The 20,642-nt window shown below is 67.1% G+C and carries 16 protein-coding genes and 2 tRNA genes; 14 read left to right on the top strand and 4 right to left on the bottom strand.

The window, feature by feature from the left end; all coding sequences use genetic code 11:
- Positions 1-13: 13 nt before the first annotated feature.
- The 7 genes from FCN77_RS19450 to FCN77_RS19420 all read left to right on the top strand — a co-directional run bounded on the left by FCN77_RS19450 (position 14) and on the right by FCN77_RS19420 (position 8,361).
- Positions 14-1,399, top strand: coding sequence for a cystathionine beta-synthase (locus FCN77_RS19450; RefSeq protein WP_137323578.1), 1,386 nt, complete (start codon positions 14-16; stop codon positions 1,397-1,399).
- A gap of 39 nt (positions 1,400-1,438) precedes the next feature.
- The gene (locus tag FCN77_RS19445) at positions 1,439-2,623 is read left to right on the top strand and encodes a cystathionine gamma-synthase (RefSeq protein ID WP_137323577.1); all 1,185 of its coding nucleotides are present in this window, start codon (positions 1,439-1,441) and stop codon (positions 2,621-2,623) included.
- Between the two features lie 6 nt (positions 2,624-2,629).
- A complete protein-coding gene (locus tag FCN77_RS19440; protein ID WP_137323576.1) occupies positions 2,630-3,898 on the top strand; it encodes a glycosyltransferase 87 family protein in 1,269 nt (422 codons plus the stop codon).
- Positions 3,899-3,967: 69 nt separating this feature from the next.
- Entirely contained in the window at positions 3,968-4,531 is a 564-nt protein-coding gene (locus tag FCN77_RS19435) for a helix-turn-helix domain-containing protein (RefSeq protein ID WP_254678645.1), read from the top strand.
- A complete protein-coding gene (locus tag FCN77_RS19430; protein WP_137323575.1) occupies positions 4,528-5,928 on the top strand; it encodes an MFS transporter in 1,401 nt (466 codons plus the stop codon). The genes FCN77_RS19435 and FCN77_RS19430 overlap by 4 nt, the downstream gene beginning before the upstream one ends.
- 202 nt (positions 5,929-6,130) lie before the next feature.
- Entirely contained in the window at positions 6,131-7,543 is a 1,413-nt protein-coding gene (locus FCN77_RS19425) for a glycosyltransferase 87 family protein (RefSeq protein ID WP_137323574.1), read from the top strand.
- A 41-nt stretch (positions 7,544-7,584) separates the two neighbouring features.
- Positions 7,585-8,361: an SDR family oxidoreductase gene (locus tag FCN77_RS19420; protein ID WP_137324867.1), complete on the top strand. Its 777-nt coding sequence runs from the start codon at positions 7,585-7,587 to the stop codon at positions 8,359-8,361.
- Positions 8,362-8,452: 91 nt separating this feature from the next.
- Here the strand turns inward: FCN77_RS19420 and FCN77_RS19415 are convergent, their stop codons facing one another.
- The 4 genes from FCN77_RS19415 to FCN77_RS19400 are packed head-to-tail and all read right to left on the bottom strand — an operon-like array spanning position 8,453 to position 13,080.
- Positions 8,453-9,652 carry an acyl-CoA dehydrogenase family protein gene (locus tag FCN77_RS19415; RefSeq protein ID WP_137323573.1) on the bottom strand — a complete coding sequence of 400 codons (1,200 nt, stop codon included), beginning with the start codon at positions 9,650-9,652 and terminating at the stop codon, positions 8,453-8,455.
- Positions 9,653-9,688: 36 nt separating this feature from the next.
- Entirely contained in the window at positions 9,689-11,200 is a 1,512-nt protein-coding gene (locus FCN77_RS19410; protein WP_137323572.1) for an APC family permease, read from the bottom strand.
- Positions 11,197-12,417, bottom strand: coding sequence for a glutathionylspermidine synthase family protein (locus tag FCN77_RS19405; protein ID WP_137323571.1), 1,221 nt, complete (start codon positions 12,415-12,417; stop codon positions 11,197-11,199). Before FCN77_RS19405 ends, FCN77_RS19410 begins: the two co-directional genes overlap by 4 nt.
- Positions 12,418-12,420: 3 nt before the next feature.
- The gene (locus FCN77_RS19400; protein WP_254679044.1) at positions 12,421-13,080 is read right to left on the bottom strand and encodes a Tat pathway signal protein; all 660 of its coding nucleotides are present in this window, start codon (positions 13,078-13,080) and stop codon (positions 12,421-12,423) included.
- A gap of 343 nt (positions 13,081-13,423) precedes the next feature.
- On the opposite strand from FCN77_RS19400, the gene FCN77_RS19395 reads away from it, so the two are divergent.
- The 7 genes from FCN77_RS19395 to yidC all read left to right on the top strand — a co-directional run bounded on the left by FCN77_RS19395 (position 13,424) and on the right by yidC (position 20,526).
- Positions 13,424-14,998 carry an ATP-binding protein gene (locus tag FCN77_RS19395; protein WP_137323569.1) on the top strand — a complete coding sequence of 525 codons (1,575 nt, stop codon included), beginning with the start codon at positions 13,424-13,426 and terminating at the stop codon, positions 14,996-14,998.
- The gene (locus tag FCN77_RS19390) at positions 14,995-15,669 is read left to right on the top strand and encodes a response regulator (RefSeq protein WP_137323568.1); all 675 of its coding nucleotides are present in this window, start codon (positions 14,995-14,997) and stop codon (positions 15,667-15,669) included. The genes FCN77_RS19395 and FCN77_RS19390 overlap by 4 nt, the downstream gene beginning before the upstream one ends.
- Positions 15,670-15,758: 89 nt before the next feature.
- Positions 15,759-16,412, top strand: a complete 654-nt coding sequence (locus FCN77_RS19385; RefSeq protein WP_137323567.1) for an MOSC domain-containing protein — start codon at positions 15,759-15,761, stop codon at positions 16,410-16,412.
- A 447-nt stretch (positions 16,413-16,859) separates the two neighbouring features.
- On the top strand, positions 16,860-19,091 hold the full coding sequence (locus tag FCN77_RS19380) for a DEAD/DEAH box helicase (RefSeq protein ID WP_137323566.1): 2,232 nt from the start codon (positions 16,860-16,862) through the stop codon (positions 19,089-19,091).
- 280 nt (positions 19,092-19,371) lie between these two features.
- Positions 19,372-19,443 (top strand) — tRNA-Thr (locus FCN77_RS19375).
- A 62-nt stretch (positions 19,444-19,505) separates the two neighbouring features.
- Positions 19,506-19,579 (top strand) — tRNA-Met (locus tag FCN77_RS19370).
- A gap of 158 nt (positions 19,580-19,737) precedes the next feature.
- Entirely contained in the window at positions 19,738-20,526 is a 789-nt protein-coding gene (gene yidC, locus FCN77_RS19365; protein WP_254678644.1) for a membrane protein insertase YidC, read from the top strand.
- Positions 20,527-20,642 lie beyond the last annotated feature (116 nt).

Genomic DNA, 20,642 nt, shown 5'->3' with positions numbered 1-20,642 from the left:
TAACTTGGTACCTATGAAGTACGCCCAGTCCATCCTGGACCTCATCGGCAACACGCCGCTCGTCAAACTCAACCACGTAACTGATGGCATCAAAGCCACCATCCTGGCGAAGGTGGAATACCTGAACCCCGGAGGGTCCATCAAGGACCGCATCGCGGCGAAAATGATCGAAGAGGCAGAACGGGACGGCAAGCTCCTTCCCGGCGGAACCATCGTGGAACCCACCTCGGGCAACACCGGCGTTGGGCTGGCCCTCGTGGCGCAGCAGAAGGGCTACCGGTGCATCTTTGTGGTGCCGGACAAGGTGGGTGAGGACAAGCGCGCCGTCCTGCAGGCGTACGGCGCCGAAGTGGTGGTGACTCCCACCGCCGTCGCCCCGGACAGCCCGCAAAGCTACTACAGCGTCTCGGACCGGCTCGTCACCGAAATCCCCGGCGCCTACAAGCCGGACCAGTTCTCCAACCCCGCCGCCCCTGGCAGCCACTACGAGACCACCGGCCCTGAGATTTGGAACGACACCGACGGCCGGATCACGCACTGCGTGATCGGGGCCGGCACGGGCGGCACCATCACGGGAACCGGCCGCTACCTCAAGGAAGTTTCCGCCAACCGCCCGGCGGCCGACGGTGGCCGCGTCCGGATCATCGGCGCCGACCCCGAGGGCTCCGTGTACTCGGGCGGCACGGGCCGGCCGTACTTCGTGGAGGGAGTCGGCGAGGACATGTGGCCGGCGAACTACGACAAAGCCGTTCCGGATGACGTGATCGCCGTCAGCGACGCGGACTCCTTCGAGATGACCCGCCGGCTGGCCCGCGAGGAGGGCCTGCTGGTGGGCGGCTCCTCCGGCATGGCGGTGGTGGCTGCCCTGCAGGTCGCCAAGGACCTGCCCGAGGACGCCGTGGTGGTGGTGATCCTGCCCGATTCAGGCCGCGGCTACCTTGCCAAGATCTTCAACGACCAGTGGATGCGGTCCTACGGCTTCCTCTCCGGCGGCGAAGAGGCCTCGGTCGGCGAAGTGCTCAAGTCGAAGACCGGGGAACTGCCCGAGCTGGTGCACATCCACCCGAACGAAACCGTCCGCGACGTCATCAACATCATGAACGAGTTCGGCGTCTCCCACATCCCGGTCCTGTCCCAGGAACCCCCGGTGGTCATGGGCGAGGTGCTGGGTGCCGTGGACGAACGCAGCCTCACGTCCAAGCTGTTCCGCGGCGAGGCTAAACTGACGGACAAGATTTCCGAACACATGGGCGAGCGTTTGCCCGTCATCGGATCCCTGGAGACCATCTCCGCCGCCCGCGAACTCCTCTCCGACGTCGACACCGTCATGGTCACGTTCGTCGGCGCCCCGGTGGGCATCCTGACCCGCCACGACCTCCTCGCATACCTCAGCAACTAGTCCTGATTGCAAGCCCGATCGGCAGCCGAAAGGAACTCCATGTCTAACGAAAACCAAGGGTTCAACACCCGAGCCGTCCACGCCGGCCAGGCCTTCGAGCCGCGCACCGGCGCCGTGGTGCCGCCCGTGCACTTCAGCTCCACTTATGCCCAGGACGGCATCGGAGGGCTCCGCGACGGCTACGAATACGGCCGCGGAACCAACCCCACCCGCGACGCCCTGCAGGAACAGCTGGCGGCGCTCGAAGGCGGCTCGCACGCCTACTCCTTCAGCTCTGGCCTGGCCGCGGAAGACTCGCTCATCCGCGCCCTCACCCGCCCCGGGGACCACATCGTGCTGGGAAACGACGCCTACGGCGGCACGTACCGGCTGATCAGCCGTGTGCTGGGCGAATGGGGGATCGGCAACACCCCCGTGGACATGGCGGACCTTGACGCCGTCGCGTCCGCAATCGCCGCGGGCGGATCGAACGGCGGCAAGACACGCCTCGTGTGGGTGGAGACGCCCTCCAACCCGATGATGAAGATCACCGACATCGCAGCCCTCTCCAAGCTGGCGCACGACGCCGGCGCCCTCCTGGTGGTGGACAACACTTTCGCGTCGCCCTACCTGCAGACCCCGCTGGCGCTCGGCGCCGACATCGTGGTGCACTCCACCACGAAGTACATCGGCGGCCACTCCGACGTCGTGGGTGGCGCCATCGTGGTCAAGGACGCCGGGCTCGCCGAGAAGATCGGCTTCGTCCAGTTCGCCGTCGGCGCCGTCTCCGGTCCGATGGATGCCTTCCTCACCACCCGCGGCCTCAAGACCCTCGGCGTGCGCATGGACCGGCACAGCGACAACGCCCAGGCCGTGGCTGAATGGCTGCTGGAGCGCCCCGAAGTGGAGGCCGTGCTCTACCCGGGCCTGCCCTCGCACCCCGGCCACGAGCTCGCCAAGAAGCAGATGAAGAAGTTCGGCGGCATGATCTCCGTGCAGTTCAAGGGCGGCGAAGCGGCTGCCCGTACGGTCGCGGAAAACACGTCAGTGTTCACCCTGGCCGAATCCCTGGGCGGCATCGAGTCGCTGATGAACTACCCGTCGGAGATGACGCACGCATCCGTCAAGGGAACCGAACTGGCCGTTCCGGTCAACCTTATCCGGCTCTCCTGCGGCATCGAGGACGTCGAGGATCTGATCGCGGACCTCGAGCATGCCTTCACCTTCATCGGGTCGGGCAGCTAGCAGCCGGTGACCATCTCGATTCGGGCCATTTCGCCCACCACGCGCGGCTGGCTCGCGACGGCGGCCGGCGCTGCCGCCGTCGTCGTCGCCCTTGCGGTCCTGTACTCGGCGTACATCCCGCTGATGAACGACTTCGAGGTGTACTACTACGGCGGCAGCCGGGTGCTGCAGACCGGCGAGACCGGCGTCAACGAGCTTTACGCGCCGCGGAACGGCCTCCCGTTCACGTACCCGCCGTTCGCCGCGCTGCTGTTCGCGCTGCTGGCGACGCTCAGCATCGGCGCCAGCAGCCTCATCTTCATCACGACGGCGCTTGCGGGGGCCGCCGTTGTGTCTGCCTGGCTGGCACGGCACTACTTCGGGCTACGCCGCTGGAAGGACGCCTTCGCCGACTGGCGGTTCCGGGCCGTGGCGCTCGCGGGGACGGCGGCGATCCTGCTGCTTGGGCCCTGGCGTGACACATTCGATTTCGGCCAGATCAACATCATCCTGATGGGCCTGATCCTCGCGGACTTCGCCCTGTACGGGAAGTCCCGCGCCGGTGAGCTGCGGTGGCCCGCGGGCCTGCTGATCGGCCTGGCGGCGGGGATCAAGCTGACGCCGTTGGCGTTCGGCCTGTACTTCCTGGTGCGCCGGGACTTCAAGGCGCTCGGCTGGATGGCCGCGGGCTTCTTCGGTTCCATCGCGATGTCCTGGGCCGTGCTGCCGCAGGCTTCCCTGACGTTCTGGACCAAGATCCTGCCGGACACCGGACGGATCGGCGGGCCGGGCTACGTGGACAACCTGTCCGTCAAGGGCCTGCTGCTGCATCTGGGCATGCCGGACTCCGGTGTCACCAGTGTGGTGTGGCTGGTGATTTCGCTGGTGCTGGTGGCAGCGGCTGCGCTGGTGATCAACTGGGCTGTTGCCGCGGACGAGAACTTCGTGGCCGTGTCCGCCACCGCCCTGCTAATGCTGCTCATCAGCCCGGTCTCCTGGTCCCACCACTGGGTGTGGATGGCAGTGGCGCTGCCGTCCATGGCCTTTGCCCTGCACCGCGTCCCGTCGAGGGACGGGCGGATGCGGCTTGCCGGCTGGGCCATCGTGGCCGCCTCGGCAGTGGCGTTTTACCTGACGCCGAAGTACCTGGCTGTCATGGCGGGTGCGCATGAGTGGGGCAAAGACCCGCAGACGCAGTGGCAGCTCACGGTATCCAGCCTCGGAGTTGTCTGCGGCATCGCCATGCTGGCCTACTGGGCGCTGGCCTATCGTCCGTCCAGGGCCACGCTCCGCTGATGTTTTAGTCCCGGAAATTCATCCAGGAAACCCTGGCTTTCTTGAAAAGAGTCAGCTAGGGTGTCCTGCATGGCACTCCGCTCTGACTGGTCCCAACGCACCTGCGCCATGGCCCGCGGCCTGGACATCCTGGGCGATCCCTGGAGCATGCTGGTGCTGCGGGAGGTCTTCTTCGGGAACGGCCGCTTCGATGCCATGAAGGAACGGCTCTTGGTTGCCGATTCCGTGCTTACCAAACGCCTGGCCGGCCTCGTGGAGGCCGGTCTGCTGACGCGGAAACCGTATGACGACGGCGGACGCACCCGCCGCGAATATGTCCTCACCGAAAAGGGCGAGGACGCCCTGCCGGTGCTCAACGCCGTCGTAATCTGGGCCGAAAAGCACCTGCCGGCACCGTCGCAGCAGGCGCACATGTTCGTCATCCACTCGACCTGCGGGCAGCGGACGTCCTCGGCGGACACCTGCACGGCCTGCGGCGAGCGGCTCACCGCCGAAAACACCAGCTGGCACAGCCTCACCCGCACCCCGGAACCGGTCCGCCTGGCCACCGCGGGCTCGCCGTCCGCGCGCCGGAACGCAGGCCTTCAGACCAACTCCCCGCAGACCGCCTCACAGATCGGACCCGCAGCATGAGCGCTCCCGAGACCACCCTGCTGCCCTCGCCCAAAAAGCGCCTCCATCCGGCCTGGATCGTGGCCGCCGTCGCGTTCCTGGCACTCGTGGGCGCCGCCGGCTTCCGGGCGGCCCCCGGCGTCCTGATGGTGCCGCTGCAGAACGAATTCGGCTGGTCCACCACCGTGCTGTCCGCCGCAGTCAGCATCAACCTGGTGCTCTTCGGCCTCACCGCACCCTTTGCCGCAGCGCTTATGGAACGGTTCGGCATCCGCGCCGTGACTTCCGTGGCGCTGGTGCTGATCGGTGCCGGCAGTGCGCTGACCGTGCTGGTCAACCAGTCGTGGCAGATCCTCCTCACCTGGGGCCTGCTGATCGGACTCGGGACGGGCTCCATGGCCCTGGTCTTCGCCGCCACCATCGCCAACACCTGGTTCGCCAAAAGCCGCGGCCTGGTGATCGGCATCCTCACCGCGGGGAGCGCCGCCGGACAGCTGGTCTTCCTGCCGTTCATCGCCATGCTCGCCCAGGAACCGGGCTGGCGGCAGGCGTCACTGCTGATCGCTGCCGGCGCTCTGGCCGTGGTGCCGCTGGTGCTCAAATTCCTCAAGAACTCGCCTGCCGACGCCGGCGTGGAGCCTTACGGCGCTGAGGAAGTTGCGGACGGTACGGATGACGGCGCGGCCGCCGCGGGCAGCCCCGCCGCCGGACCGGTAGCCGCGACGGACTCCAGTCCGGGAACCGAAACGGCGGCAGCAACCGAGCCCAGCAGAAATGCCGCTGTCAGGGCGCTCCAGGTGCTCAAGCGCGCCAGCAAAGTCCGGACGTTCTGGGCGCTCGTGGCCGGCTTCGCCATCTGCGGGGCCACCACCAACGGGCTGATCGGCACGCACTTCATCCCGTCCGCCCACGACCACGGCATGTCTGAGACCACGGCGGCTGGCTTGCTGGCGGTCGTCGGGATCTTCGACATCGTGGGCACCATCGCCTCCGGCTGGCTGACCGACCGCTTCAACCCGCGGCTCCTGCTGGCGGTGTACTACCAGTTCCGCGGTATCGGGCTCCTGGTGTTGCCGATCCTCCTCAGTGCCACGGTCCAGCCCAGCATGATCGTCTTCGTCGTGATCTACGGACTGGACTGGGTGGCGACTGTTCCGCCAACGGCGGCCATCTGCCGCCAGGTGTTCGGGGCCGACGGCAGCGTGGTGTTCGGCTGGGTCTTCGCGGCCCACCAGCTCGGTGCCGCCGCCGCGGCCCTGGCTGCCGGAGCCATCCGTGACGCCACCGGCCAGTACACCTACGCGTGGTTCGGCGCAGCAGCCATGTGCACCATTGCCGCCGTCATCAGCGCCACCATCCGCAAGGACGCCGGAACGCGGGAGCCGGTGCTGGTGGCCGCCAGCACCGCCGGCAGCTGAACCCTGCTCCTAGGGGGCAGGCCGGCTTTCGGCTTGCCGCGCCACACCGGTGCTGCGCAACCCGGGACTGGGACGCTGCTTCAGTAGGATGTGAGGACGAGGCGCCGAATCCGGCGCGAGTCAGCCGTCACAACATCGCGATACAGCGCGCAAAGCGCCTTCAGTGGCGCAGCTCTGCAGGAACAACGTTTGGGGATACCGGATGGCAGTGCTCGACGCCGAAAAAGAGCTCGACGCCGGAACACGGCCCGCTGCCGGCAAGAACATCCAGCCCCGCGCCCTAAGTGCTGCAACATGGACTTCTGCAACCAGGACTGTCGCGAGGTGGTCGCGGAGCCGGCTGGCAGTCGGCATCCCGGCTGAGCTGGTGACCCTGCTGGCCGTGCTGGCGGCCGCGGTGTTCCTGTCCTCCAGGCTCGAAGCCTGGGGCGAGCAGGGCCTCGACTTCAGCGTGTACTGGCACGGCGGCAAGATCCTCAACGACGCCGGCCAGGCGCCGTCGGGCCTCTACCGGTTGACAGTGGGCTGGGCCGGAGGGCCGGAGCTGCCGTTCACGTATCCGCCGTTCGCCGCGCTGCTGTTCGGCCTGCTGGCCAGGCTGCCGGAGGATTCGGCGCTGAGGCTGTTCAACACGGCCGGGGTGGCCGTGGCCGTCTGGGTCGCGGTGCGGGGAGTGCGGTACTGGAGCGCCAAACAGGACTGGCGCAGCACCTTTGGGGCCGCCGGTTTCACAGCTACCCGGAACCGCTGGGGTGCTGTGGTGCTGCTGCTGGCCGTCATCAATCTCGGCCCCTGGCGCGAGACCCTGGCATTCGGGCAGATCAACATCCTGCTGATGGGCCTGATGGCAGCCGACCTCCTGGCCAGGAACCAGCATTGGAACCGGGGATTTCCGGGCAGCGGATTCCTGGTGGGCATCGCGGCCGGCATCAAACTCACGCCCCTGGCGTTCGGACTGTACTTCCTGGTGCGCAAGGACTGGCGGGGGCTGATGAACATGGCCGGCGGCTTCGCCTTCACCGTGGTTCTGGGCTGGCTGGTCCGCCCGGCGGAGTCCGTCCAGTTCTGGCTGGAGATCCTCCCCGACACGTCCCGGATCGGCGGCGCAGGCTACGTGGACAACCTCTCCCTCAAAGGCGCGCTGCTGCATTTCGGCGTTCCCGAAGCCGGTATCACCCTCCCGTGGCTGCTGCTGAGCCTGCTGGTGGCGGGCGTGGGTGCCCTGGTCATCAAGGCCGCCAGCGACCAGGGCGCCCGGGTGGTGGCCATTTCGGCGACCGCCCTCACCATGCTCCTCATCAGCCCCGTCTCGTGGTCCCACCACTGGGTCTGGATGGCGGCGGTCCTCCCGGCCTTCGCCTGGACCCTGCGGGAGACACCACACCGCCACCGGGCAACCCGCTGGGTCATGGGAGGCGTGCTCGGGGCATCGATTATGGTGTTCTTCTTTTCACCTAAAAGCATCGGCACTGCCCTCGGAGCGGAGAACCTGGACTTCCAGACCCCGGTTCCGTGGATCATGGCCTCCAGCGCGGGAGTGTTTTGCGGTGTTGCCATCCTGGCCTGCTGGCTGGTGGTGCTGCGGCGCGGCGCACTGGCTGAGGTGCCGGCGTGAGCCTGTTCCCGGAAGGCCAGCCTGCGGCGGAGCCCGTTGGCGTGCAGCCCGCCGAGCCCCAGACGGTCGAGCAGCGCAAGACCGCGCTGGTTACCGGTGTCGGACGCCTCGCCGGAATCGGCGCCGGCATTGCCCGCCGCCTGGCCGCCGACGGCTGGGACCTGGTGCTGACCTACTGGCAGGAGTACGACTCCCGGATGCCCTGGGGAGTCCAGCCTGACGACGTCGAACGCCTCATTGCCGAACTGGAGGCCACAGGCGCCCGAATACTCGCCCTGCCTGCGGATCTGGAGGATCCGCTCGCGGTGGACCGGCTCATGGCCGACGTTGCAGATCAGGCCGGGACGCTGCAGGGCATGGTCCTCAGCCACGCGGAGTCCGTGGACTCCGGCATCCTGGACACCACCCTGGCCAGCTGGGACAGGCACTTTGCCGTAAACACCCGGGCCAGCTGGCAGCTGATCGCCGCCTTTGCCCGGCAGGCATCGCACGACGGCGGCGCGATCGTGGCGCTGACCAGCGACCACACGGCGTTCAACCTGCCGTACGGCGCTTCCAAGGGAGCGCTGGACCGGACGGTCATTGCCGCGGCGAGGGAGCTGGGACCGCTCGGCATCACGGCAAATGTGTTGAATCCCGGTCCGGTGGACACCGGCTGGATGGACGCGCCGCTTCGGGAGGACCTCGCCCGGCGCCAGCCCGGCGGGCGGCTGGGAACACCGGCGGATGTGGCGGGAACGGTGGCCTTCCTGCTCTCGCGGGAGGGCCGGTGGGTGTCGGGCCAGCTGATCAAGGCCGACGGCGGTTTCTCGGCCTGAGCGGCGCGTCCTACCCAACTAGGTAGCAGCAGGTGTCGTTATGGGCCCTCAAAACGACACTTGCTGCTACCTAGTTGGGCCGGAACGGCGTTTACCGGAAGGCGCCGATGCCGGTGATGTGCTGGCCCAGGATGAGGGTGTGGACCTCGTCGGTGCCCTCGTAGGTGCGCACCGACTCCAGGTTGGCGGCGTGCCGCAGCGGCGAGTAATCCAGGGTGATGCCGTTGCCGCCCAGGATGGAACGGGCCTCGCGGGCAATGGCCAGGGCTTCACGCACGTTGTTCAGCTTGCCCAGGGAGATCTGCTCCGGCCTCAGTGCGCCGGCGTCCTTCAGCCGGCCCAGATGAAGGGCCAGCAGCGTACCCTTCTGGATCTCGAGCAGCATGTTGACCAGCTTCTCCTGCGTGAGCTGGTAGCCGGCCAGCGGCCGCCCGAACTGCAGCCGCTCCTGTGAGTACTCCAAGGCGGCTTCATAGGAGTCGCGGGCGGCACCCATGGCGCCCCAGGCAATGCCGTAGCGCGCCTCGTTGAGGCAGGTAAAGGGCCCGCGCAGGCCCCGGGCACCCGGCAGAAGGGCCTCGGGTCCCAGCCTCACGCCGTCGAACACCACGTCGCACTGGATCGAGGCGCGCATCGACAGTTTCCGGCCGATCGGCGTCGCGGTGACCCCGGGCGTGCCTGCCGGCACCAGGAAGCCGCGGACGCCGTCGTCGGTCATGGCCCACACCACCATCACCCCTGCAACGGAGGCGAGCCCGATCCAGCGCTTGGCGCCGTCGAGGACCCAGCCGGCGTCGTCCCCGGACCCGTCGCGGCGGGCCACGGTGGTCATGGAGGACGGGTCGGACCCCGCTGTGGGTTCCGTGAGGGCGAAGCAGCCGATCACCTCTCCGGCGGCCATCCGGGGGAGCCACTCCTGTTTCTGGTCCTCGGACCCCCACCGGTGGATAGCGGTCATGGCCAGGGACCCCTGCACCGACACGAACGTGCGGATCCCGGAGTCCCCGGCCTCCAGTTCCATCGCGGCCAGGCCGTACTCGACGGCGGACCGGCCGGGGCAGCCGTAGCCCTCCAGGTGCATGCCCAGGACGCCCAGTTCGCCGAGTTCCGGGGCCAGGTCCAGGGGAAAGACGGCGTCGTCGTACCAGCGCGCGATGTCCGGCCTGATCCGTTGCTCCGTGAAGTCGCGGATCCGCTCCCTGACCGCCAGTTCCTCAGCGGTCAGCAGGGCATCAAGCGCCAGGACGTCAGAGGGGTCCGGAACAGCGGGAACGTCAGCAGCGTTGCTCATTGGAGCATCCTACGGGTTTGCTCCTGCGCGCCGCTGCTACCGCGTGCTTGAAACCGGCTGCCGCGCCACGAAGTAGCCCCGCGTGGCGGGGGCGAAGCGGCACACCACCGCCAGCACCACGCCGAGGGCCAGCAGCACCACGCCGCTGACGAACGCGCCGCCCACACCGAAGATCTCCGAATCGCCGTAGGCCGGATCCCACATCTGCACGGCGGAGATGAAGAACGCGGCGGTCAGGAGGAACGCGCCCAGCAGCGGCAGGATCCCGCGGAACCAGAGGTTGCGGGCGGAATCGCGCAGGGTGCCGCGGAAAAACCAGAAGCACGCGAAGCCGGTCAGCGCATAGTAGAAAGCAATGAACAGGCTGATGGCACTGATGGAGTCTGAGAGCAGGTTTTGGCTCAGGAAGCTCATGGCCACGTAGTACACCACGGCGGCGGCACCCATCACCTGCGTGGAGAACCCCGGTGTCTGGTTGCGCTCGTGGACTTCGCCGAACTTGGCGGGCAGTGCTCCGTGGACGCCCATGGACAGGGTGCCGCGGGCGGTGGGCAGGATGGTGGTCTGGGTGGAAGACAGCACAGATGCCAGGACGGCCACCACGATCAGCCATCCCCACGGCCCCAGCACCACGTCCTTCATGGCCAGGAACACGTCGTCCTGGTTGGCCTCGTTGCCCAGGCCGATTCCGTCCGTGCCCACGGTGGCATACATCATCACCAGCAGGGCCACGGAGACATAGATCGCCACAAGCACGAACGCCGAGATGATGGCACCGCGGCCGGGCGTGTGGGCCGGGTTTTCCGTTTCCTCGTTGACAGCCAGGCACGTGTCCCAGCCCCAGTAGATAAAGAGCGCCAGCAGGGCCCCGTGAACCACCGCGCCGGGATCGGCGAAGGCGCCGGCCGGGTTAAACCACTCGATGTCGAACGCCTGGCCCTCGGGCGCCCCGCCCGTGATCCTAAAAACGATCGCCAGCGCGAATATGCCCAGCGAGACATACTGCACATAGGTCAGCACGCGCTGGACGTGCTCGCCCAGCCGGATGCCGCGGTAGTTCACCAGGGTCATGAACACGATGAACAGCACACCGGTGGCCGTCACCACCAGGTCGTTTTCGGCCAGGGAACCGTCTCCGATCAGCAGCCACAGGTACTTCCCGGCCACCTGCGCCAGGTTGGCGAGCACCACGATGCCGGCCAGTGCAACTCCCCAGCCGCCCAGCCAGCCCGCCCACGGACCGAAGGCCCGCCGGGCCCAGATGAACGTGGTGCCGCAGTCCGGCATGGCGCTGTTGAGTTCCCGGAAGGCGTAGGCGATGAAGAGCACGGGCACGAACCCCAGGAGCAGGATCAGCGGCGTGTAGTTGCCGTTGACCGCGACAATAAGGCCGAGCGTGGCCGCCAGTGAATAGACGGGGGCGGTGGAGGCCAGGCCCAGCATGACGGAGTCGCCCAGGTCCAGGATGCCGGCGCGCAGTCCCTTGGACGGAACTGCCGGCGGCTGACCGCCGGACTTGCTTCCCGCCGTCGGCGTCCCTGTGCTCATAGTGCGATACCTGCTTTGCTGGAGGAGGCCGAGGCGGCCTGGACTGAAAGTGGTGCCGGGGCGTCGATGGTGTTGGGGACGAACCGGCAGAAGTAATCGGTGATGGGGCCGTCGGATTCACGGATGCCGCAGCCCACGGACTCGCCGTCCACCACCCACAGGCCCAGCACGGGGTGGTTGCCCTCGAAGTCGGGAAGGGAATGGAACTGCTGGTAGCACCAGCCCTCGCGGCCGTAGCCGCCGGGCTGCTCCATGTTGATGCCGGCGGCGTGGATCCGGATGTTGTCCCCTTCGCGGCCGTGCAGGGGCTTCGCCACCCATTCTTTGAGCGGCCCGGGCTCGTTGAGGTACGCGGGGAGGAGATTCGGGTGGTCCGGGAAGAGGTGCCACAGGGCTGCCAGCAGCGCCTTGTTGGACAGCAGCATCTTCCAGGCGGGCTCCAGCCATCGCGGATTGTGGGCACGCTGGAGCAGGCGCTGGCCGAAGGGCTCCTTCATCATCAGTTCCCACGGATACAGCTTGAAGATGGTGCTGATCATGAAGTTGTCGAGGTCCACGAAGCGGTTCAGGTTGGGGTCCCAGCCGACGTCGGACATGTTGATGCCGATGGTGGTCCATCCGCCCTGGCCGGCGACGTCGCGCATGTAGGCAGCGGTCATCCAGTCCTCGCCGGACTGTTCGGCTTCGGAATGGGCAATGTGCAGGGTGCTCATGCCGGTGCGGTACTGCAGCTTCTTCCATTGCCGGATGAGGGCTTCATGGATGCCGTTCCACTGGTCCTTCTCCGGGAACACATCCTGCAGCCAGAACCACTGCGCCACCGATGCCTCGATCAGGCCCGTGGGAGTGTCCGCGTTGTACTCCAGCATCTTGGCCGGACCGCCCCGGCCGTCATACACGAAATCGAAGCGGCCGTAGATGTCCATATCCCCGGCCTGCAGTGATTCAGCAGCCAGTTCGAGTGCCTGCGGCCCGATCCCGATGTTGCCCATGGCTCCGGTGGCAAGGTACTTGGCTGCCTCCAGGCACATCAGGTGCATGTCCTCGGCGGTCTTCTCAAGGGTTTCCACCTCGTCCATGCTGAATTCGTAGTACGCGGACTCGTTCCAGTACTCGATCTTCTTGCCGTCCGGCGTGGTGGTGGTGGAAAAGACCAGCCCCTGTTCCTCGATTTTTTGCTTCCAGTCGGGCCGCGGAGTCGCCTGCAGTCTCTTCACGCCCTAGCCACCCGTGCTTCCGCCCTTGGAACTGCTGCCGAAGCCGCCCCTGCTGACTGTGCCGCCCTTGGTGCTGTACCCGGTGGACGTCTTGGCACCCTGCGGCGCGGTCTTCGTGAAGCTGGGGTACTGAGACCTGTTCTGCCCGACGGCCGGGACGCTGGCGCCGCGCGAGTAGAAGTACCAGGCGTAGATGCCGGAGCTCCGGCCCGCACTGCTGCTGTTGTTGCACTGCGTGTCGTCCACGCGCTCGCCGGTCTCATCGTTGAAGCAGACCTGCGCGTAGTCGGCTTCCGCTTCGTTGCTGGCCACGATGGCGGTGATGGTGCCGGCCAGCAGGGCAGTCACGCCGAGGCCGACGACGACGGTACGGCGTTGCGAGCGCTTCTTCCGTGCCGCTGCCTCACGCTCGCGTTCACGTTCGAAGGGATCGATGATCGGTCCCCCTCCGGGAACCGGTCCCGGCGCCGTTGCCTGCCCATGCCCTGCGGCGGCGCCCTGCTTTCCCCGCCCTGCCTTCTTCCCGCCATCTGGCCGCTGGTTCCCGGCCGCTGAATCGCTGAGCAGGTCCGGCCGGAGCTCCGGCTTGGGGACCTGCCATGGCGGCAGCTGGCCCGTCGCAGGGTGGTGAGGCTGAGGGGTGAAATCTTCGGGGGAAGTCATCCAGCCGGGAGCGGAGGCACCTGGCTCTTCGGGGCCGCCGGGCGTCGATGCTGCGCCGTCCGCGCCGGTTTCCCCGGAACGCTTGCGCTTCGGATCCTTCGTCGGATCGTTCGACGGATCCTGGTGCGGATCCTGGTGCGGGTCCTGCGGGTCCATGGGTCCCCTTGGTTGTCCATGCTGAAACTGTGACCGGCCACGCCGCGGCGGGCCGCCGCCCGGCAACGCCGTCCGGCCAGGCCGGACGGCAACACAGAGCGGGCATAAACCTTAAGTCAGCCTAGTACCTGGAAGCAGGTGCGGGTAACGAAAATCGGGGTACAAGTACCCATGCCAAGATGGAGCCATGGCAGCAGTTGAATCCGCCGGTTCAGGCACCGCGCGCTCCGGCCCCGTCCGTTCCGGGACCGCACGCTCGGCCGTCCAGGGAATAGGGTGGAGCCGCTTTGTCCTGGGCATGGTGCTGGCAGTGGTCCTGCCGCCCGCCGTTGAAGTCGGAGTGACGCTAGCGGGCTACCGGAACTTCGCCATCATCATGCTGCTGCACCTGGCCGTCGCCGTGGCAGTGGCCGCCATCGGAGGCTTCTGGCCCGCCGTCGTGGCTGCAGTCCTTGGCACGACGCTGCTGAACTACTTCTCTGCCGACCCCGTGGGCTCGCTGTCCATCGCCGATCCGTCCACGCTCTTCACGCTGCTGGTGTTCCTGGCCGTCGCCTGCAGCGTGGCCCTGGCCGTTGGCCTCGCCACCCGCCGGGCGCAGGAGGCCGCCAGGTCCGGAGCCGAAGCCACGGCGCTGAGCGAGCTGTCGCTTCGGATCCTGAGTTCCGACGGCAGCCTGGAGACGTTCCTCGAGAAGGTCCGAAGCAGGCTGGGGGTGGAGGCCGTCACGCTCGTGGCAGTCAGTTCCCCTGGCGGTCCGAGGGAACCGCGGAAGGCGGCCCCCGGGCGCGGTCCCGGCACCGGCATCGCCGAATGGACGGTGCTCGCCAGCGCCGGGACCAGTCCGCCGGTGACGCACGCCGCGGCGGACCACGCCGCCGCCGTCGATTCCCGCTATACCCTGCTGATCAACGGCGGCCCGCCGGCCGGCCATCAGTTCTCCGGACAGCACCAGCGGATGCTGGCCGCCTTCGGAGCGTTCCTGGTGGCCATCCTGGAGCGAAGGCAACTGGTGGCGAGCATGCAGGACAACCAGCGGCTGTCCGAGGGCAACAAAATGCGGACGTCCATCCTGCGGGCAGTCAGCCACGACCTCCGGACACCGCTGGCGGGCATCAAACTGGCGGTCAGCAGCCTGCGCCAGGAGGATGTGCGGTTTTCCCCGGAGGATGAACGCGAACTGCTCGCCACCATCGAAGACTCCGCGGACCGCCTGGACCACCTGGTTGGCAACCTCCTGGACATGTCCAGGATCACGGCCGATTCAGTCAACCCGCTCCTCCGGGGGCTGGGCTGGGCAGACGTGCTGCCCGACGCGCTGAGGGGGCTGCCTTCCACCCGGATCCGGGTGGAAATGCCGCCCAACCTGCCCCGGATCGAGGCGGACGCCGGCATGCTGGAACGCGTGGTGGCCAACCTCGTGGAAAACGCGCTCAAATACGCACCGGAAGCAGACGTGGTGCTGACAGCCCGGGCGGGGGAGGGGATCGCGCTGGGCACCCGCCCCGCCAGCGAATTCCGGGTGGTGGACGGTGGCTCGGGCGTGGCCCCGGCGGCAGTGCAGGAGATGTTCCGGCCATTCCAGCGGCTGAACGACTCCCAGCGCACCGACGGCGGCCGCAACGTGGGCATCGGGCTGGGCCTCGCTGTGGCCAACGGCTTCACCGAAGCGATGGGCGGCACCTTGGGGGCGGAGCCGACGCCGGGAGGCGGGCTGACCATGGTGGTCACGCTGCCGCTGTGGGAGGGGCCGCTGCCGTGAGCCTTGTACTCATCATCGAAGACGAGGCCCAGCTGGCGCGGGCCATGCAGATCAACCTCCGGGCCCACGGATACCAGGCCATCACCGCGGGCTTTGGCGCCGACGGGCTGAAGCTCGCCGCCCAGCATCCGGTGGACATCGTGGTGGTGGACCTCGGGCTGCCGGACATGGATGGCGTGGACGTCATCCGGGGGATCCGGGGCTGGAGCTCGGTGCCCATCATCGTCCTGTCCGCCCGGCACGCCTCCGAGGATAAAGTGGACGCCCTCGACGCCGGGGCGGACGACTATGTGACCAAGCCCTTTGGCCTCGACGAACTCCTCGCACGGCTGCGGGCGGCATCGCGGCGGTCGCCCGGGCAGCGCGAGACGCCCACCGTCGAGACGGCCGACTTCGTGGTGGACCTGGCCGCCCGCAAGGTGGTCCGGGACGGGCAGGAAGTCCGCCTCACCCCCACCGAGTGGAACATCCTGGAACTTCTGGTGCGCAACGCGGGGAAGCTTGTCAGCCAACACCAGCTCCTTACCCAGGTGTGGGGACAGGCGTACGCGAAGGAGACGCAGTACCTGCGCGTCTACCTGGCCCAGCTGCGGCGCAAACTGGAACAGGATCCGTCCAAGCCGCGGCACCTGCACACGGAAGCCGGGATGGGATACCGCTTCGATCCGTGAAGCCCTGCGGAAGACGCCCGTACGGTCCGGTGCCGGGTCCGTCCGGGCAGTGCCCGCGGAATCGCGGCGGAAGAACCTAGACTGGTGCCATGGACACCGCATCTGTGCTTGCCGTCTGCCGGGTACACCAGCTTCTGAGTGACGAGGGGAGCGTCGGCGTCACGGCCATCGACAAGCGTGCTGTGGACGGCCCGGTCAAGGTCCACAAGCTCGGCCTCCACGGGGACATCCAGGCGAGCCGGATCCACCACGGCGGCGTTGACCAGGCACTGTATGCGTACTCCCAGGAAGACGCCGACTACTGGGTGGCGGAGCTGCAGCGGGAGCTCCCGCCCGGAGTGTTCGGCGAGAACCTGCGGGTCGCGGGCATCGGGACCACTAGTGCGGTCATCGGCGAACGCTGGAAGATCGGCCTTGACGTCGAAGTCGAAGTGACCTCACCCCGTGTTCCCTGCGCCACGTTCCAGCGCCGGATGGACCAACACCAGTGGGTCAAGCGTTTCACCGACGCGGGCCGCGTCGGCACCTACCTCCGCGTCATCAGGACCGGAAGTGTCCAGGCCGGCGACCATATCCACCGGCTGTTCGTCCCCACCCACGGCGTCACGATCGGCAAGTGGTTCAGTGATCCCACCCTGGAGGACATCGAAGCGCTGCGTGATGCCGATGCGGACGGGGAGATCCGCCTGCAGCCGGAGTACCACGAGGAATTCGAGAAGCTGCAGCGGCGCCTGGGCGTCTAGCTCGGCGGGCCCGGTTCCACCCTCCCGGGGGCGGGCTGCGCGGCCCATGTGCGCCCGCTGTGCGGGCCCATGTGCGCAACGTCACCGCCCCTGGGTGGCCGCCGGGTTAGTACAACCCGGAACCATGCCTTACACTTGAAATATCCCCCACTCCGGAAATCCCTTATTCCTGCCCAATTTTTGAGGCAGGACTGGCAAGTGTTGGGGCCCGCACAAGCGATGCGGGCATTTTCATAGGGAGAGCCGGCTAAAGAAAACGCTGTACAGACTGCTGGGATAGCAGCCAAGAGATGCAGCGGGAAGTCCTGCCACGGGATTGCGAAAGCGCCGGACTTCTACGTGACCGGCCGGTCAATGTCTGCCCGGCGTCCAAACGGCACATGCACTGCGGCTCCGCTCACCTCGGGTTGTGCCGCCTGGCCCCCTATGGATGAGGAAAACTCCCCTATGCCCGAAAATCACAACGACGCCACCGCCGAAGCCGCAACCGTCGACACCACTGCCGAAAACGCTACCCCGGTAGCCGGCGCTGCCCCTGTTTTCACCGAGGCCCCCGCCGCTGCGGAAGCGCCTGTAGCTGAAGAAGCCCCGAAGTCTGAAGAAGCACCCAAGGCTGAAGCCCCGAAGTCTGAAGAAGCCCCGAAGGCTGAAGCCCCCAAGGCTGACCCGACCAGCGGCGAAACTGACACCGAAGCTGAAGGCATCCGCTTCGTGGACCTCGGCATCGACCCCCGCGTCCTCGCTGCCCTGCAGGATGTCGGCTACGAGAAGCCCTCACCCATCCAGGCAGCCACCATTCCGCTGCTCCTTGAAGGCCGCGACGTCGTGGGCCTGGCCCAGACCGGTACCGGTAAGACTGCAGCATTCGCAGTACCGGCACTGTCCCGCCTGGCCGAGCTTCACGACCTCAACGGCCCGTCCCGCAAGACGCAGGCCCTGGTCCTGGCTCCCACCCGCGAACTGGCGCTCCAGGTTGCCGAGGCCTTCACCTCGTACGCCAAGCACATTGACGACTTCACCGTCCTCCCCGTCTACGGCGGCTCCGCCTACGGCCCCCAGCTCGCCGGCCTCCGCCGCGGCGCCCAGGTTGTTGTCGGTACCCCCGGCCGTGTGATCGACCACATCTCCAAGGGTTCGCTGGACCTGTCCGAACTCCAGTACCTCGTGCTGGATGAAGCCGACGAGATGCTCCGCATGGGCTTCGCTGAAGACGTGGAGCAGATCTTCCAGCAGACGCCTTCGGACCGCCAGGTTGCACTGTTCTCGGCCACCATGCCGAGCCAGATCCGCCGGATGTCCAAGCAGTACCTGAACAACCCGGCTGAGATCTCGGTGAAGTCCAAGACCACCACCGGTGCGAACACCCGCCAGCGCTACCTGCAGGTCATGGGCCCGCACAAGCTCGACGCACTGACCCGCATCCTCGAGGTTGAAGAGTTCGACGGCGTCATCGCCTTCGTTCGCACCAAGATGGCCACTGAGGACCTGGCGGACAAGCTGAGGTCCCGTGGCTTCCAGGCTGCCGCCATCAACGGTGACATCCCGCAGCAGCAGCGCGAACGGACTGTCGATGCGCTGAAGGAAGGCCGCATCGACATCCTGGTGGCCACCGACGTCGCGGCCCGTGGCCTTGACGTTGAGCGCATCAGCCACGTGATCAACTACGACATCCCGCACGACACCGAGTCCTACGTCCACCGCATCGGCCGCACCGGCCGTGCAGGCCGCAGCGGAGACGCCGTGCTGTTCATGACCCCGCGGGAAAAGTACCTGCTGCGTTCCATCGAAAAGGCAACCCGCCAGCCGGTGGAGCAGATGCACCTGCCCACCGCCGAGACCGTCAACACGCTGCGCCTGGGCAAGTTCGCCGAGCGCATCACGGAGACGCTCGAGTCCGAAGACGTGGCAGCGTTCCGCGACCTGATCGCGTCCTACGAGGAAGAGCACAACGTTCCGGCCGCAGAGATCGCTGCCGCGCTGGCCGTCATGGCGCAGGGCGGACAGCCGCTCCTGGTCAAGGAACTGCCTGCTGCCCCCGAGTTCCAGAAGCGCGAGCGCGCCAAGGACGGCTTCGGCTCACGTGGCCCCACCCGCACCCTGACTGAGGGCAACGCCACCTACCGGATCGCCGTCGGACGCCGCCAGCGCGTCATGCCGGGTTCCATCGTTGGCGCCATTGCCAACGAAGGCGGCATCTCCTCGGCCCAGATCGGCGGCATCGACATCCGTTCGGACCACTCCCTCGTGGAGCTTCCGGCGGACCTGAGCGCCGACCAGCTCAAGGCCCTGTCCCGCACCCGGATCGGCGGCGAGCTGATCCACCTGGAGCTGGACAACGGCCGCAAGCCGTCCGGTGGCGGCGGCGAGCGTGGCGGCTACCAGGGCACCCGTGGCGGCGACCGCGGCGGTTACTCCGGCGGCGGAGACCGTGGCGGCAACTTCAAGGGCAACGGCGGGTTCAAGAAGGAATTCCGCAAGAGCGACGGCGAGCGTTCCTCCGCCGACCGCGGCGGCCGTTCGTACAGCGACCGTTCGGAGCGCACCGTTGGCGCTGACAGCGGCGCCACCCGCGGCCAGGCCAGTGACTCCCGCTTCGGCGGTCACGGCGACGGCTCACGCAAGCCCCGCCACGGCAACGAAGGCGGACAGGGCGGCTTCAACCGTAAGGGCAAGTGGTAAGCCCTAGCAACACCAGGCACTAGGAACGGGCCGGCTTTCGAGCCGGCCCGTTTTCCGTTTAAGCCGACTTCCGCTTGGGCCGGCACTGCTGCCTTGGCCGCCGTGGTTGTTGGATTCATCACATCGGCACAGCCAGGCGCCCGTCGCGCCCGCATCGAAGCCGTCCGGGGCCGTTGTAGGCCCGGATTTCAGGGCTTTTCGGGGGACATATCCCCATTGCAGACCTGGCTCACCGCCGATTTGTTGGGAGGGGAATCTTCCGGTAGAGTATTTACTCGTTGCCCCCCTAGCTCAGTGGTAGAGCGCGTTCTTGGTAAGAACGAGGTCACCGGATCGATTCCGGTGGGGGGCTCTGAATGAGGGCCTGTGTCAAGGCGGTTTTTGACCGGCTTGATGCAGGTTTTTCTCATTCGTGGCGGTGTAGCTCAGTTGGTTAGAGCGCACGACTCATAATCGTGAGGTCGGGAGATCGAGCCTCCCCACCGCTACAGGACAAGCCCCCGGAATCCTTGAGATTCCGGGGGTTTTTCTGTTTTCCAGGGCTCCGTGGGTAAAGGCAGGACACGACCGTGACAAGCGGCCCGTTTCGCCGTAGCTTTGCAGCACCTGACGGATGGGGAAATCAGTGGACTTCTTTGGCGCAATCATGCTTCCGTTCAAGTGGCTGGTGTCCGCCATCATGGTGGGGTTCCATGATGGACTGAGCGCCATCGGCCTGCCGGCGGCGGACGGCTGGACGTGGACGCTGTCCATCATCGGGCTGGTGCTGGTCATCCGCGCGGCCCTGATCCCCGTCTTCCTCAAGCAGGTCAACGCCCAGCGCCGTATGCGGCTCCTGCAGCCGGACCTGAAGAAGCTCCAGGAAGAGTACAAGGGCAAGACCGATCCGCTGTCCCGCCAGGCCATGGCGCAGGAACAGATGGCCCTGTACAGGAAACACGGCACGAACCCGTTTTCGGCCTGCCTGCCCGTGCTGATCCAGACGCCGTTCTTCCTGGCCCTCTACCAGGTGCTGTCCGGCATCAGCACAGCGGCCGGCCGCGGCGAAGGGATCGGAGCGATGAGCCACGCGCAAGCCCTCCAGTTCGATCAGTCGAGCGTCTTCGGCGCCCCGCTGTCCGCATCCATGCTCCACGGCGGCGGGGACCCAGCTGCGGTCCCGGTGCTGGCCATCATGATGATCCTCGCCATGACGGCCGCGCAGTTCATCACGCAGAAGATGATCATGGCCAGGAACATATCCGATGACACTATGGCGGATCCGATCATGCGCCAGCAGAAAGTGATCCTGTACATCCTGCCGCTCGTCTTCGGTGTGGGCGGCATCGTTTTTCCCATCGGCGTCCTGATCTACTGGACCGTTTCCAATCTGTGGACCTTGGCCCAGTACGCCCTCGTCCTGGACCGGGAAGCTGGTCAGGGCCGGGTCACCTGACGACGGACACCCAGGCATCAGCCGAAAGTTTGCGGCATGGGTAACCGCCGCGTGCGGGCCGGAAACAATACAGATAACGTGCGGCTCAGGACACTAGTTATCAGGGGGATACCGTG

The sequence above is a fragment of the Arthrobacter sp. 24S4-2 genome (assembly GCF_005280255.1).
Lineage (GTDB): Bacteria > Actinomycetota > Actinomycetes > Actinomycetales > Micrococcaceae > Arthrobacter.
The sequence above is the reverse complement of the archived record's forward strand: the minus strand, read 5'-3'. Positions and strand labels throughout refer to the sequence as shown.

Coding starts and splice junctions, on each gene's coding strand:
- FCN77_RS19435 (WP_254678645.1), top strand. CDS start 3,968: ATGGCACTCCGCTCTGACTGGTCCCAACGCACCTGCGCCATGGCCCGC.
- FCN77_RS19385 (WP_137323567.1), top strand. CDS start 15,759: ATGGACACCGCATCTGTGCTTGCCGTCTGCCGGGTACACCAGCTTCTG.
- FCN77_RS19380 (WP_137323566.1), top strand. CDS start 16,860: ATGCCCGAAAATCACAACGACGCCACCGCCGAAGCCGCAACCGTCGAC.
- FCN77_RS19410 (WP_137323572.1), bottom strand. CDS start 11,200: ATGAGCACAGGGACGCCGACGGCGGGAAGCAAGTCCGGCGGTCAGCCG.
- FCN77_RS19425 (WP_137323574.1), top strand. CDS start 6,131: ATGGCAGTGCTCGACGCCGAAAAAGAGCTCGACGCCGGAACACGGCCC.
- FCN77_RS19450 (WP_137323578.1), top strand. CDS start 14: ATGAAGTACGCCCAGTCCATCCTGGACCTCATCGGCAACACGCCGCTC.
- yidC (WP_254678644.1), top strand. CDS start 19,738: ATGCTTCCGTTCAAGTGGCTGGTGTCCGCCATCATGGTGGGGTTCCAT.
- FCN77_RS19400 (WP_254679044.1), bottom strand. CDS start 13,080: ATGACTTCCCCCGAAGATTTCACCCCTCAGCCTCACCACCCTGCGACG.
- FCN77_RS19430 (WP_137323575.1), top strand. CDS start 4,528: ATGAGCGCTCCCGAGACCACCCTGCTGCCCTCGCCCAAAAAGCGCCTC.
- FCN77_RS19445 (WP_137323577.1), top strand. CDS start 1,439: ATGTCTAACGAAAACCAAGGGTTCAACACCCGAGCCGTCCACGCCGGC.
- FCN77_RS19395 (WP_137323569.1), top strand. CDS start 13,424: ATGGCAGCAGTTGAATCCGCCGGTTCAGGCACCGCGCGCTCCGGCCCC.
- FCN77_RS19415 (WP_137323573.1), bottom strand. CDS start 9,652: ATGAGCAACGCTGCTGACGTTCCCGCTGTTCCGGACCCCTCTGACGTC.